The organism is Paraglaciecola hydrolytica (assembly GCF_001565895.1).
GTDB classification, from domain to species: domain Bacteria; phylum Pseudomonadota; class Gammaproteobacteria; order Enterobacterales; family Alteromonadaceae; genus Paraglaciecola; species Paraglaciecola hydrolytica.
In genome coordinates this window covers 1-14,390 of record NZ_LSNE01000005.1, presented here as the reverse complement: position 1 = coordinate 14,390, position 14,390 = coordinate 1, and the positions used below count along the sequence as shown (strand labels likewise).

8 protein-coding genes and 2 pseudogenes are annotated in these 14,390 nt (G+C 42.8%); 7 read left to right on the top strand and 3 right to left on the bottom strand.

Features of this window, described 5'->3' with window-relative positions:
* Nucleotides 1-137: 137 nt before the first annotated feature.
* Nucleotides 138-1,238 (top strand): annotated as a pseudogene (locus AX660_RS23695) (PAS domain-containing protein); the annotation flags it as partial.
* A 12-nt stretch (nt 1,239-1,250) separates the two neighbouring features.
* Complete coding sequence (locus tag AX660_RS23690) at nt 1,251-1,892, top strand: methyl-accepting chemotaxis protein (RefSeq protein WP_407669384.1); 642 nt, start codon at nt 1,251-1,253, stop codon at nt 1,890-1,892.
* 355 nt (nt 1,893-2,247) lie between these two features.
* Here AX660_RS23690 and AX660_RS08095 read toward each other — a convergent pair whose 3' ends face one another.
* The 3 genes from AX660_RS08095 to AX660_RS08085 all read right to left on the bottom strand — a co-directional run bounded on the left by AX660_RS08095 (nt 2,248) and on the right by AX660_RS08085 (nt 7,589).
* Nucleotides 2,248-4,065 (bottom strand): acyl-CoA dehydrogenase C-terminal domain-containing protein, encoded by a 1,818-nt coding sequence (locus tag AX660_RS08095; RefSeq protein ID WP_068375394.1) that lies wholly within the window; start codon nt 4,063-4,065, stop codon nt 2,248-2,250.
* Between the two features lie 123 nt (nt 4,066-4,188).
* A complete protein-coding gene (locus tag AX660_RS08090) occupies nt 4,189-5,370 on the bottom strand; it encodes an acetyl-CoA C-acyltransferase (RefSeq protein WP_068375390.1) in 1,182 nt (393 codons plus the stop codon).
* Between the two features lie 89 nt (nt 5,371-5,459).
* Nucleotides 5,460-7,589 carry a 3-hydroxyacyl-CoA dehydrogenase NAD-binding domain-containing protein gene (locus AX660_RS08085; RefSeq protein WP_068375387.1) on the bottom strand — a complete coding sequence of 710 codons (2,130 nt, stop codon included), beginning with the start codon at nt 7,587-7,589 and terminating at the stop codon, nt 5,460-5,462.
* Between the two features lie 243 nt (nt 7,590-7,832).
* Here AX660_RS08085 and AX660_RS08080 point away from each other — a divergent pair, with 243 nt between their 5' ends.
* The 5 genes and pseudogenes from AX660_RS08080 to AX660_RS23740 form a co-directional block, all read left to right on the top strand.
* Nucleotides 7,833-8,753, top strand: coding sequence for a haloalkane dehalogenase (locus tag AX660_RS08080; protein ID WP_068375384.1), 921 nt, complete (start codon nt 7,833-7,835; stop codon nt 8,751-8,753).
* Nucleotides 8,754-8,782: 29 nt separating this feature from the next.
* A complete protein-coding gene (locus AX660_RS08075; RefSeq protein WP_068375381.1) occupies nt 8,783-9,544 on the top strand; it encodes an SDR family NAD(P)-dependent oxidoreductase in 762 nt (253 codons plus the stop codon).
* Nucleotides 9,545-9,648: 104 nt separating this feature from the next.
* Nucleotides 9,649-11,295, top strand: coding sequence for a long-chain-fatty-acid--CoA ligase (locus AX660_RS08070; RefSeq protein WP_068375378.1), 1,647 nt, complete (start codon nt 9,649-9,651; stop codon nt 11,293-11,295).
* Nucleotides 11,296-11,451: 156 nt separating this feature from the next.
* Nucleotides 11,452-14,025 (top strand): M1 family metallopeptidase, encoded by a 2,574-nt coding sequence (locus AX660_RS08065; RefSeq protein ID WP_068375375.1) that lies wholly within the window; start codon nt 11,452-11,454, stop codon nt 14,023-14,025.
* A gap of 261 nt (nt 14,026-14,286) precedes the next feature.
* A pseudogene (locus AX660_RS23740) lies at nt 14,287-14,390 on the top strand (DUF3718 domain-containing protein); the annotation flags it as partial.

Below are 14,390 nucleotides of genomic sequence, written 5' to 3'. Positions count from 1 at the left end.
GAACTATAACAGCTTGTATTCATTACTATAAATAGCAAAAAAGCAGCCCACTAAAAGCACTTTAATAGGCTTATTACTTTGCATTTTACAAGGCTCTAACTACAGTTGATAGACACTTAAAAAGGAGAAGTATCAGTATGTTCGGCATACATTCTAACGCAGATAATATCGTCAAAGCGATCAATGACACCCAAGCGGTGATCCAATTTACATTAGATGGCTACATTGAAAGTGCCAACGACAACTTCCTTGATTTAATGGGTTATAAGCTCAATGAGGTGGTGGGTAAACATCACCGAATGTTTGTTGATAGTAGTACTATTTCTGATGCTGACTATCAATCTTTCTGGCGGCAACTGCGTGACGGACGCCCTCAAACCGCTGAATTTAAACGTTTAACTAAAAATGGCAAACCAGTTTGGATCCAAGCTTCATATACCCCAATATATCGTCGTGGCAAGGTACATCGCATTATTAAATTTGCTTCTGATGTTACCCAACAAGTATTGGAAAAAGCCAATTTTAAGTCCCAGCTACAAGCCATTAACCGCTCGCAGGCAGTCATTGAATTTGATGTGCAAGGTAAAATCCTCGAAGCCAATAGTAACTTTCTAAAATTAATGGGTTATCAGCGCAATGAGGTGGTAGGTCAGCATCACAAAATATTTATTGAGCCTCAGGAAGCTGCTAGTGATGCCTATCAAGCCTTTTGGCGCAAATTACGCAATGGTGAATATCAGACCGCAGAGTTCAAACGCATCGCCAAAGGTAATAAGATTGTATGGATCCATGCCACTTACAATCCGATTAAAGCGCCGGATGGCCAAGTGATGAAAATCGTTAAATTTGCTAATGACATCACTGATGATGTCAACCAACGAGCTCAATTTGAACTACTCTCTATGGTTGCCAATGAAACCGACAACTCGGTAATCATTACCAATGCCCAACGTGAAATTCAATACGTTAATCAAGGGTTTGTTCGCATGACAGGCTTCAGTGCCGATATTGTTATGGGAAATCGACCTAAAGATTTTTTAGTCGGACCAAAAACTGATCAACAAACCAAGCAGCGTATTGAGGCTGAACTCGATGCGCCACGCGCCTTTTACGACGAAATAGAAATATACCGTAACGATAACTCGTCGTTGTGGATATCCATCACCAGTAACCCAGTTTTGGATGACAAAGGCCAAATCAAAGGATTTATCGCTATTTTGGCTGATATCAGCAAGGTTAAATCTACTGCAATGGAATTTGAAACCCGCTTTAACGCCATTAGCCAATCCAACTTAATGATGGAATGGGATAAAGGTGGCAAACTATTAGAGCTTAATGATTATTGTAATACCGCCCTTGGCATTAAAGTTGAGCAGTTTCGCACGGGCATTAAAAACTGGGAAAGTTATCTAAGTCCTTCGCAAAAAGAAGAGTTGCTCCAAAGCAAAAGTATCAGTGCAACGATACACATTAAATGTGCCAATCGCACTATCGCCATCGCGGCAACTTTTAGCTCAGTAAAAAAACCTTATGGCGAAATCGCAAAAATTATTATGTATGGCACTAACATAACGGAACGCTTAGCCGTAGTGCAAACCAGTGAACAAGTGATGCAAGAACTCCAATCATCGGGTAAAAATATCAACAATATGGTATCGAGTATTAACGCTATCGCTGAACAAACCAACTTACTGGCGCTTAATGCCGCCATAGAAGCTGCTCGCGCAGGTGAAGCTGGTCGAGGCTTTTCAGTAGTAGCCGATGAAGTACGTAATCTGGCCTCTAAAGCTGGTAGCTCTGCTAGTGAAATCAATACGGTGGTGAGTAAAAATCAGGCTTTATTAAAAAGCCTTTCAGACACACTTAACAAACTGAATGCGTCTCAGGCTTAATCGATTTTACTCGCATAGTTTGATTACCATTAGTTAAAAACGGCCTTATTTGCAGCCATTTTTATTAGCGATTGCTCAGGCTTAATTTCTTTTAGGAATGAGATATAAACAACTAATCAACATTTTTGACATAAAAATTAAACTTTTTAGCGATAGAATGCGTCCTATAAAATGACAGCGTAGTGAACTGTCGTTTTTATCCCTGGACCGCAATGCTTTCTGAGTACTTGCGGTTTTTTAATGCCTGCGATTTATTGCTAAGTCTATTCTGAATTCAGATACATTAGGTAGATTGGGAAATAAGCCGTCAAACGCGCGATATGACAGCCTAAATCCGCAACTTACAATGGTAAATCTATCCCAAATAAAACAGCTCTTCTGGCATATCCATTAAGTTTTCTGCGCCCGATTCCATGGCGGATACCAATGAACGAGTACGAGTTAATAAACGATCAAAATAAAATTTGGCGGTAAGTAATTTAGCTTGGTAGAAGTCTTTGTCACCGCCTACGGTTTGAGAAAAGTCACCGGCATCCAGTTTTTCTTGGGCGACAACCGCCATTTTCAGCCAGAAATAACCCACTGTGACATAACCTGAGTACATCAAATAATCCACGGAGGCGGCGCCTAGCTCTTCGGGATTAGTGGCGGCACGTTGCAGGATGTCACCCGTAATTTGCGCCCATTCGTCACAATGTTTATTGATGGTATTTGACCAAGCGTTAAACTGACTTTTATCACGAATGCTCAGACAGTACTCTTTGATTTCTTGGATAAACAACTTGAGTAACTCGCCGTTAGAGCCCGCTACTTTACGGGCTAATAAATCGATAGCCTGAATACCTGTGGTGCCTTCGTACATAGTACAGATACGGGTATCACGGGCGAGTTGCTCCATGCCCCACTCTTTAATGTAACCATGACCACCAAATACTTGCATACCGTAACTAGTGGTTTCTTGGGCAGTTTCAGTCAAAAAGGCTTTTAAAATGGGGGTTAATAAGGCCAGTTTACCTTCCGTTATTTTTTTATTTTGCTCATTTTGGGCATACAAACCATAGTCAACCAACTGCATACAGTACATGGCCATGGCACGTTTACCTTCGCGAAAGGCTTTTTGCGTAAGTAACATGCGACGTACATCAGGGTGATTAATAATCGGATCGGCTGGACCACTGGGGTTTTTAACCCCAGATACTGAGCGGAATTGCAGGCGATCTTTGGCATAGACCAAGGCACCTTGAAAAGCTGCTTCGGTTGCGGCTAAACCTTCAAGTGAAGTGCCTACTCGTGCCATATTCATAAAGGTGAACATGCAGTTCAAACCGCGGTTTTCAGTGCCAATTAAATAGCCTTTGGCACCATCAAAATTGATCACGCAGGTAGCACTGGCCTTAATACCCATCTTATGTTCAATGGAGCCACAGCTTACTGCATTGCGCTCGAGTTTTTCCCCGTTGGGACCTGCATGAAACTTAGGTACTACAAACAGCGAAATACCTTTAGTACCAGCCGGTGCATCAGGTAAACGAGCTATCACTATATGTACAATGTTGTCTGATAAGTCGTGTTCACCCGCTGAGATAAAAATCTTGGTGCCGGTTAAGTTGTAAGAGCCATCGGCATTAGGCACGGCTTTAGTTTTAAGCATACCTAAGTCAGAACCGCAGTGAGCCTCAGTTAAACACATAGTACCTGTCCATAGTCCCGAGACTAGATTAGGTAAAAACTGAGTTTTAAGCTCTGCTGTACCATGAGCTTTGATAGTTTCCATACAACCATGGCTCAAACCAGGATACATGGCCCAGCTGTGGTTGGCGCCAGAAAACCATTCAGCCATAATAGTACCGAGTGAATAAGGTAGAGCCTGACCACCAAACTCTTCTGGATGAGTCATTGACGGCCAACCACCATCGACGTATTGTTGATAAGCTTCTTTAAACCCAGTTGGAGTAGTGACCACACCATCCTTCCATACGCAGCCTTCCTCATCTCCGCTAGCATTTATTGGTGCTAGCACATTTTCAGTAAATTTGGCGGCTTCTGAAAAAATGGCCTCGACCATATCAGGTGAAGCATCTTCAAATCCCAGGTCAGCATAATGCTTGTCAAATCCAAGCAATTCGTTCATGACAAACAATGCGTCTTTTTGTGGCGCTTTATAACCTTGCATACTTTACCTACCTCTTAAATTTTTTATATTTACTCGCAGTCTTAGCGGCGAGTTTCGAGCTACGAGCTACGAGAAAAGGTTCGCAGCTAAAGCAGCTCCTACAAACGATGTCCATCGCTGTTTTTAGAAAACTTCAAATAAACCCGCAGCGCCCATGCCTCCGCCAATACACATGGTACAGACAACATATTTGGCTCCGCGACGTTTGCCTTCAATTAATGCATGACCAACCATACGCGCGCCACTCATGCCATAAGGATGACCGATAGAAATAGCACCACCGTTGACGTTAAGCAATTCATCTGGGATACCCAGTTTGTCGCGGCAATACAATACTTGCACGGCAAAGGCTTCGTTGAGCTCCCACAAACCGATATCGCTCATTTTCAGGCCGTGCTGTTTGAGTAGTTTAGGAATGGCAAACACGGGACCTATGCCCATCTCATCGGGCTCACAACCGGCAACTGCGATACCACGGTAGGCACCTAAAGGTGATAAATTCATTTTTTCTGCTAGTTTGCTATCCATCAAAACGCTGGCTGAAGCACCATCAGATAACTGACTGGCATTACCAGCGGTAATACAACCACCTTCGATTACCGGTTTAAGTCCCTGTAAGCCTGCTAGCGTTGTATCGGCACGGTTACCTTCGTCTTTGCTTAAAGTAATTTGCTGAAAACTTTCTTCTTTGGTTTCTTTGTTAAATACCACCTGAGTGGCAGTAACTGGAATAATTTCGTCGTCAAATTTACCTGTAGCTTGGCCTGCGGCGGTACGCATTTGACTTTGCAGTGCATATTCATCTTGCGCATCGCGGCTAATACCGTAGCGCTTAGCCACAATTTCAGCGGTTTGTAACATGGGCATATAGATGTCTTTGTGTTTTTTGACTAAGGCTGGATCAACCACTTTATGCATATTCATATTTTTGTTTTGCACTAGGCTGATAGAGTCCAACCCACCCGCCACCATAATCGGCACGTTATCGGTAATGATATGTTTTGCTGCTGTCGCAATAGCATACATGCCTGAGCTACATTGCCTATCCAAAGTCATACCGCCAACAGTTACTGGCAAGTCAGCTGCTAAGGCGGCTAAACGGGCAATATTCATACTTCCACTGCCCTGCGTTAAGGCGCTGCCCATGATGACATCATCAATACTGGCAGGATCAACACCAGAACGTCTTACCGCTTCACGAATAGCGTGACCGCCTAAACTAGGCATTTCTAAATTATTAAAGGCGCCTTTATAAGCGCGGCCTACGGGTGTTCTGGCGGTAGATACAATAACGGCTTTTTTCATACTATTTACTCTCTATGCTTCACGCCCACTAGCTTAGGGGGCAAAAATTAATCTAATCTAATTTAGTAAACTGGCTTTGCTAGCAGTTTTTACAAGTCTGCAAAACGTTTACCTTGTGCGGCGAGTTTTTTCAGTAAAGGCGCTGGCTGGAACCAATGCTGGCCATATTCGCCCAATTCATCACGATATTTACACATAGCGTCGTATATGGTTTTTAAACCAATTTCATCGGCGTACTGCATGGGGCCACCGCGATAAACCGGAAAGCCATAACCATAAACGTAGATCACATCGATATCGCTGGATTTGGCAGCAATACCCTCTTCTAGGATCAAAGCTCCTTCATTGATCAAAGGGAATATAATGCGTTCTAACATCTCTTGATCGCTGATTTCACGTTGTTTGATGCCAAGGCGTTGTGCCTCTTGTTTGGCGAGTTCCAGCACCTCTGGGTCAGGAATTGGAGTGCGACTGCCTTGTGCATACAGATAAACCCCCTTGCCGGCTTTAAGTCCAACCCGACCTTGTTCAACCAACTTGTCGGCCAAGATGCAGTAACTTGGATCATGCTGAATAAATTCTTGGCGTGACTGACGCACAAAATAACCAATGTCTTGCCCAGCCATATCACCCATAGTAAAAGGCCCCATGGGTAGTCCAAAATCGTAAATCACCTGATCAAGTTGTTCGGGTTTAACGCCTTCGAGCATCAAACGGTTGGCTTCGCGGCCATAAGACTCAATCATACGGTTACCGACAAAACCAAAACATACCCCTACCAATACCGCAACTTTATTGATTTTTTTAGCCAACTGCATCACGGTTTTGATCACTTCAGGTGATGAGTGTTCGCCTTTTACAACTTCGAGCAATTTCATCACATTGGCAGGACTGAAAAAGTGCATGCCTATTACATCTTGCGGCCGTTTAGTGGCTGAGGCGATTTCATTAAGATCCAAAGTAGAGGTATTAGACGCGAGAATAGCACCAGGCTTACACACCTTATCCAGTGTTTTAAACACCTCGTGTTTAACTTCCATTTTTTCAAATACAGCTTCGATGACCAAATCCACATCAGCCAAATTGGCGTAATCGGTAGTACCTTGTAATAAGGCCATGCGCTGTTCAACTTGCGCGGCTGTTAATTTGCCTTTTTTAGCTGAGCTTTCATAATTGCGCCTGATCAGCGCCAAACCTTTGTCCAGTGCTTCTTGTTTTAATTCCAGCACGGTGACAGGAAGACCTGCGTTGGCAAAGTTCATGGCAATGCCACCGCCCATGGTGCCGGCACCGATAATGCCGACTTTTTGAATGTCTCTGACGGGGGTAGTTTTATCGTAATCTTTGACGTGGGATGCCGCGCGCTCGGCAAAAAAGAAATGCTGCTGAGCGCGAGCCTCTTTAGATTGCATACATTCTAGAAACAATTCACCTTCACGTTGTAAACCTTGTACAAAAGGTAAGGCAACCGACGCTTCTACCGCTTGAATACAGCGCTCAGGGGCAAAAAAACCTCGCGCTTGTTTGGCAATGCTTAGGCGGAATTGAGCAAATAATTCAGCGTGTGCCGTAGACGCATCGATGGTGATATCACAAGTGCGACGAACGACAGCTCCTTCAGCTACTACTTTTTGACAAAAGGTCAATGATTCACTGAACAATTGCGCGGGATCAGCGACCACTAAATCAAAAACACCGCTTAGTTTACTGGCAGCAACTGGCCGCCCACTGACTATCATATCCAAGGCCTGAGCCACACCAGCTAAACGAGGTAAACGTTGGGTGCCACCGGCACCAGGTAATATGCCAAGATTCACTTCAGGCAAACCTACTTTGTTAGCTGCAAAGGTCACTCGATAGTGGCAAGCCAATGCGACTTCTAAACCGCCACCAAAGGCGGGGCCGTTAAGTACAGCGATAATAGGTTTAGCTGCATTTTCGATTAGATCTAACACTGCTGGCAATGGTGGTTCAAAGTCACCGCTGGCAAATTCGCTTATATCAGCGCCACCTGAAAACAAAGATTGTTTAGACGAGATCACGATAGCTTTAACAGATTCATCAGCCAGCGCTTGCTTGATGTTGGCAATTAAACCGATACGTACCGCTTTAGATAAGGCATTTACCGGCGGATTTTGCATAAAAACTAATGCTAATTGACTACCATCACTTTGTTTTTGCAACTCGTAATCCACTGCTTCCATTGAATTTTGTTTCATCACGCTCTCTATACCAAACAATTTTAGTGATTAGATACTAGGTCAGTGAACCCAATCATCCAAATTTATTGGTTTTATGTTGACCTATAATGCTGAGTTATAAGGCTCAGTCTTCCAATCTGGCCAATCTATTCATTAAATTCATATTGTTTTATCAATCTACACAAGTTGACTTTAGTTAGAGCTTTTGATGTTCTAGGCAATCAACATATTATTTACAAGTAATTCACATTAAGGGCTATTTTGGAATTTTTAAGCACACCTCAAAACTGTTTCGCCAATCTTGTTGATTATCCTTTTGCTGAGCACTTTATACAGGTCAGCGATAATGCCGGTGGCGAACTTAACTTACATTATGTAGATGAAGGCCCAAAAGACGGTGAAGTAGTCTTAATGCTGCATGGCGAACCGAGCTGGAGTTATCTTTATCGCCATATGATTACGCCGGTAGTAGATGCAGGCTATAGAGTAATTGCGCCAGATTTGATCGGTTTTGGTAAATCTGACAAACCGACCGAGCAAGGTGCCTACACTTATCAAACTCATGTTGATTGGATCAGAGCCTTGTTGTTAACGCTTAAATTAAGTGAAATAACCTTAGTTTGTCAGGATTGGGGCGGATTAATTGGTTTACGTTTAGTCGCAGAGCATCCTGATTTGTTTGCCAGAGTATTGGCCGCCAATACTATGTTACCTACTGGTGATCATGCTCTCCCTGAGGCGTTTCATAAATGGAAGGATTTTTCTCAACAGGTAGAGATATTTCCAGTTGCAGGCATCATTAAAGGTGCGACCACGACGAGCTTGAGTGAAAGTACCTTAGCCGCCTATAACGCTCCTTTTCCTGATGAAAGTTATAAAGCCGGTGTTCGGCAGTTCCCTTTATTAGTGCCTGCAACTCCAAACGATCCCGCCACTGCGGCCAATAGAAAGGCATGGCAAGTACTGCAACGTTTTAATAAACCCTTTATTACCGCTTTTAGTGATAGCGACCCCGTTACCGCCGGAGGTGATGACATTATGCAAAAGTTAATCCCGGGCTGTCAGGGACAGCACCATACAACCATTATTAATGGTGGGCATTTTTTACAAGAAGATCAGCCACAAGCTTTAACTAAAGTGCTGCTGGATTTTATGCAAGCCAATCCCATCTGCACACAATAAATAACAGATCTTAATAACAGGACGAAAAAATGGATGAATTACTCGATTTTAGCGGCCAAGTAGCCCTGATAACCGGTGCAGGCAGTGGTTTTGGCCGTTTATTGACACTGGGTTTAGTGAAACGTGGATGTCGTTTGGTTATCAGCGATATAGATGAAAATAATTTGGCTCACACCCTTGAGATGGCTGGCGACAAAGCAGCGCAAATTATCAGTCAACGCTGTGATGTGGCGAATGAAAACGACTGTAAAGCCATGGTAGATAGTGCCATACAACATTTTGGTCGGGTCGATATAGCGGTTAATAATGCAGGGGTGGCACATGATATGACCCCGTTGCATTTGTTAAGCGAAGAAATCTTGGACAAACAGTGGGACATTAATGTTAAAGGTGTGCTGTTTGGTATGAAATATCAAATAGCCGCCATGTTGAGTCAGGGTTCAGGGCATATCTTAAATGTCAGTTCTATGGCGGGTATTGGTGGAGCTCCCAAAGTTGGCGCCTATGCCGCGGCCAAACATGCAGTCGCTGGTTTAACCAAAACCGCTGCGGTGGAATATGCCAAAAAAGGCATTCGCTGTAACGCTATCTGTCCTTTTTTTAGTCCTACTGCCATTTTAAAGGATTTTGATACACCTGAAAGTCAGGCCCAGTTGGCGCGCGGAACGCCGATGAAACGTTTGGCTCAACCACAAGAAATCGTTAATACCATGCTACTGATGTTATCCCCCGGTAATTCTTATATGAATGGTCAAACTATTGCCGTAGATGGAGGTGTGTCTGCGTGGTAAGGCATAAATTTTTAAGTCGACTATCTTTAGGCTCAGTAAATGCTGAGCCAAATATCTTAAACAACTAGAAAACAGTACATAACTAATAACAAAGGACTATTACCATGCAAGCCTTGATGATGAATTCGCAATTAATGATTTCTTCCATACTCGTTCACGCTGAACGCAACTTTCCTGAAAGTGAAATTGTATCTGTCACCGCAGACAATCCTTTACATCGCTACACCTATAAAGATTTTGCTAGCCGTTCACGGCAACTTGCCAATGTATTACCTCTGCTTGGTGCAAAATTTGGTGATCGTATCGGTACTTTAGCCTGGAATGATTATCGTCATTTAGAGCTGTATTATGGGGTGTCTGGCAGTGGCATGGTATGCCATACCATCAATCCAAAACTGTTCCCTGAGCAGATTGTATACATTATTAAACATGCCCAAGACAAAGTATTGTTTGTGGATTTGTTAGTCATGCCACTCATTGAAGCGTTAAAGGCTCACCTGAGTGAAGTCGAGCATATCGTCGTATTAACCGACAAAGCCCATATGCCGCAAACCACACTCACTAATGTTAAGTGTTACGAAGAATTATTAGCCACCCAAAGTGATCAATTTGACTGGCCACAATTTGATGAAAACACCGCCAGTGGCATGTGTTATACCTCGGGTACCACGGGTAATCCCAAAGGCGTAGTTTATAGCCACCGATCTACCTTATTACACGCACTGGCTGGCTCATTACCCGATGTAACCAATGCATCAACCAAAGAAACCTGTATGCCAGTCGTACCTATGTTTCATGTTAATGCTTGGGGCATTCCCTATGGCTCTATCATGGCGGGCTCTAAAATGGTGATGCCCGGACCCAAGATGGCTGACGGGGCAACGTTACAAACCCTTATTGAAAGTGAAGGTGTGACGTATAGTTCTGGTGTTCCTACCATTTGGTTAGCATTGTTAAATTATCTCGACCAATCTAAAACCACTCTGAGTAAACTGACTCGCGTAACCGTAGGGGGTGCCGCATGTCCTCGTACTATCATTGAACGTTTTCTTACTTATGGTACTAAAGTGGTTCAAGGCTGGGGCATGACAGAAACTAGCCCACTAGGTACAGTATTTTGTTTAAAACGGGATATGACTGACTTATCAGATACTGAGATGGTTGATTTGCAATGCAAACAAGGCCGTGGTGTGTTTGGCATTCAAATGCGCATTGTCGATGACAATAATCAAGAATTACCTTGGGATGGAGTGGCTTTTGGTGCCCTAAAAGTGCGAGGCCCATGGGTAGCCAGTGGCTATTATGGTCTGTCACAAGAGCCGGGATCTGAAGGTTGCCCAGTAGACGAACATGGTTGGTTTGATACAGGTGATGTGGCCACCATTGATGCAAATGGTTTTATGCAGATTACCGATCGAACCAAAGATGTAATTAAATCCGGTGGTGAATGGGTCAGTTCCATTGAAATCGAAAATGCCGCTGTCAGTCATCCCATGATTGCCGAAGCAGCAGCCATTGGCCGTTATCATCCTAAATGGACAGAACGACCTTTATTAGTGGTGGTACTCAAACCAGGAGCAAGCCTAAGCAGCCAAGAAGTCATTGCTTATCTCACGCCCACTTTACACAAATGGTCTTTACCTGATGATGTAGTATTTGTTACTGAGTTACCCCATACCGCTACCGGTAAACTAAACAAACTTGCCCTACGCAAGACTTTTGAAGATTATCAATTCCCTAACGTTTCTTAATCTCTACTTTTGACATACCAGTTTTGCTTTTTCCATATCACTGGTATGTCAGCCTTTCTTGCCAAAGTCGACATACTTATTAACGCTTTTAAACTTGCATTTAAATTCGATTAAATTACTGTTCGGCTCTTTTGTAAATCCACTAAAGGACACCCTATGCTGTTTAAACGTGCCTGCATTTGGCTAACGCTGTTTCTACTCTATTCAGCTACCGCTATAGCACAAGATATAAACTACCGACTTTCAGACAAAATAAAGCCGAGTTTTCAACAAATAAATTTAACTATCGATCCTGATAAAGATGAGTTTAGTGGTGATACCACTATTGATATCACGGTGACGGAAACCACCGACCATATTGAGTTCTATCAATTAGAGCTAGATATCGAAAAAGTAACATTAATTGATGGGGATAAGTCTATTCCCTTAACTGTCAGCTCTCATGCTTATGATATTCAACGTGCTAATGCGCCAACATCGATCAAAGCTAAGCAATATCAATTACATATCAAATTTAAGGGCAAGGTAAATACCACTTCAGATGGTATGTATTTATCTAAATTTGAAGATAACAACTATATCTTTACCCAGTTTGAAGATATGCACGCCAGACGGGCATTTCCAAGTTTTGATGAGCCTTCGTTTAAAATCCCTTTTCAGTTAACTATCAAAGCGCCAGAAAAACACACTGTACTGTCTAATACCTTAGTTAAAACACGCAGTGTTAAAGATGGTTGGCAGACTGTCGCATTTAACCGCACTCCAGCTATGCCCACTTATATTGTGGCTTACGCAGTAGGTGAATTTGATTTCGCTGATATTCCTAATCTTAAGATGCCAGCAAAAATCTATACACCTAAAGGTCAAGCAAGCCGCACTAAATTTGCCGCTAAAAACACCGCCGGCATTCTAGCCAAACTAGAAAGCTATTTTGGTAGCGCCTACCCTTTTGAAAAGCTCGATTTTATTGCAGTGCCTAACTTTACCCATGGCGCCATGGAAAATGCCGGTTTAGTGACCTACCGTAGCAGTTTATTGTTGTTAGATGATGAACCGCGTTTAAATGAACAATCCAGCACCTTAAACGTTATTGCCCATGAGCTTGCCCATATGTGGTACGGCAACCTAGTGACGATGGCCTGGTGGGATGACTTATGGTTGAATGAAGCTTTTGCTTCATGGATGGCTTCAAAAGTCATGATGGACTTATATCCTGAACAAAACTATCAAGCCAGATTAGTGCAAGAATCAGCGTTTAGCGCTGATGCCAGCCCAACCGTTAAACCCGTCAAAAAAGTGGTAAGAAACTCAAGCGATGTAATGGATGGTTTGGGCCTAAACTACAGTAAAGGTGAGTCGGTGTTAAAACTGATTGAGTCTTTAGTGGGTGAAAAAGCCTTTCAACAAGCCATTCAAAACTATATGAAAAATAATGCTTGGGGCAATGCACAAGCCGATGATTTATGGCAAGTACTCTCAAGTGTGGCTGATTTTGATGTGCCAGGGATGATGAAGACTTATTTAGAGCAACCGGCTTATCCCTTAGTTGAGTTTGCTCAAAGTGGCGAGATCAAACAACGCCGTTATCATTTGTTAGGTGCAGAAGTAACAGCGCAAACGTGGACCATCCCCTTAGCCATTAGCTACAAAAAAAATGGCCAGATAAAACGTACACAATTATTTCTTAAAGATGCCACCACCTCAGTAGCTGAGTTAGCTGAAGCGGATTGGATTTACCCTAATGATAACGCTATGGGATATCTGCGTTGGAAGATACCGGCAGCACAATTGACAGCCCTACTTGAGGACATTACTGCGTTAAACGTGCGTGAGCGTAAAAACCTGCTGTACAACACCGATGCGCTATTTGCCGCAGGTGAAATAGAACTAATAGAATATATGCAAGTATTAGATGTTTTGTCTGCCGACCAAGATCCTATCGTTGGCAGTTCAGTGGTTGCTTCATTGACTGAACTAAACTATCTAGTAGACAAAAGTAATGAGGCCATCTTTGGTCAGTTTGCCAACAGTAAGTTATTAAGTTGGTTCACCCGTTTAGGTTTACAAGAACAAGAATCAGACAGTGCTGATATCAGTCGCCTACGAAATGCAGTTTATGGCGTGTTAGGTCGTTACTCAAATGACCCTAAAGTCAAAGAAGCAAGTTTAGTATTAGCCAAACAATATTTAGCTGATCCTACTAGTGTACCCAAGGGTATTGCAGTAGTGGCTTTGCGAAACGCAGTACGTAACGGTGATAAACTGTGGTTTGAAACCCTCAAAAAGACGTATATCAACAATACCGATGCCAACGTGCAAGGCACTTTAGGTGCAGCGATGATGTTTCCACAAAGTGAAAACGTGCATAACACTCTGGATTTTGCCATGTCTGACGCAGTCGGTCCCGCCCACGTCATTAGTTTTATTGCCAGAGCGGCCAACATGCAGGATAACGATGACGACTTATATGTATGGTTAAAACTCAATTTTGAGGCTTTAATCGCTAAAATACCGGCTTACCATGCTACCCGCTTACCAGAGTATGCATCTAACTCCTGTAGTGTGCATGATATCGCCCTAAGTCGTGATTTTTATGCACAGCGTAAAGATAAGGTTGAAGGCATGGCCCGCAGTTTTGATATTTCACTACAAAAATCAGAGCAATGTTTAGCCCTTAAACAAGCAAATCAAAAAGCCTTTAATGCCTATTTAAGCCAAGCACTTAAGTAATAAATTAAATTTTTTAAGTGGAAAGAGGCTCATTTGAGCCTCTTTTTTTTAGTCTTAAAAACAATCACAACCCTTTAATATTAGGGGACTCAGCCACACTAATCTCATGATTAATTATTACAAACCATACCTAAGTATTAGTTGGTAGATTTTCAAATCACTTCCTCTGTTGTTTAATAATCCCATCGAAACGCGGCAAACCTAAACCAGCTTCGCTTCCAAACTAAACCTACTTAATTTTAATCCCTGAGGAATTTGACCATGTTGAAAATCGTTAAAACTTCTATCGCTTTAGCCGCCGCTTCTTTCATCGTTGCTGGCAATGCTCACGCTGATGTCAACGAAGCTTTGCAAAATATCTGTAC

What these genes read in the sequence shown, in the direction of transcription:
- AX660_RS23690 (WP_407669384.1), top strand. Translation starts at nt 1,251, where the DNA reads ATGGAATTTGAAACCCGCTTTAACGCCATTAGCCAATCCAACTTAATG.
- AX660_RS08095 (WP_068375394.1), bottom strand. Translation starts at nt 4,065, where the DNA reads ATGCAAGGTTATAAAGCGCCACAAAAAGACGCATTGTTTGTCATGAAC.
- AX660_RS08090 (WP_068375390.1), bottom strand. Translation starts at nt 5,370, where the DNA reads ATGAAAAAAGCCGTTATTGTATCTACCGCCAGAACACCCGTAGGCCGC.
- AX660_RS08085 (WP_068375387.1), bottom strand. Translation starts at nt 7,589, where the DNA reads ATGAAACAAAATTCAATGGAAGCAGTGGATTACGAGTTGCAAAAACAA.
- AX660_RS08075 (WP_068375381.1), top strand. Translation starts at nt 8,783, where the DNA reads ATGGATGAATTACTCGATTTTAGCGGCCAAGTAGCCCTGATAACCGGT.
- AX660_RS08070 (WP_068375378.1), top strand. Translation starts at nt 9,649, where the DNA reads ATGCAAGCCTTGATGATGAATTCGCAATTAATGATTTCTTCCATACTC.
- AX660_RS08065 (WP_068375375.1), top strand. Translation starts at nt 11,452, where the DNA reads ATGCTGTTTAAACGTGCCTGCATTTGGCTAACGCTGTTTCTACTCTAT.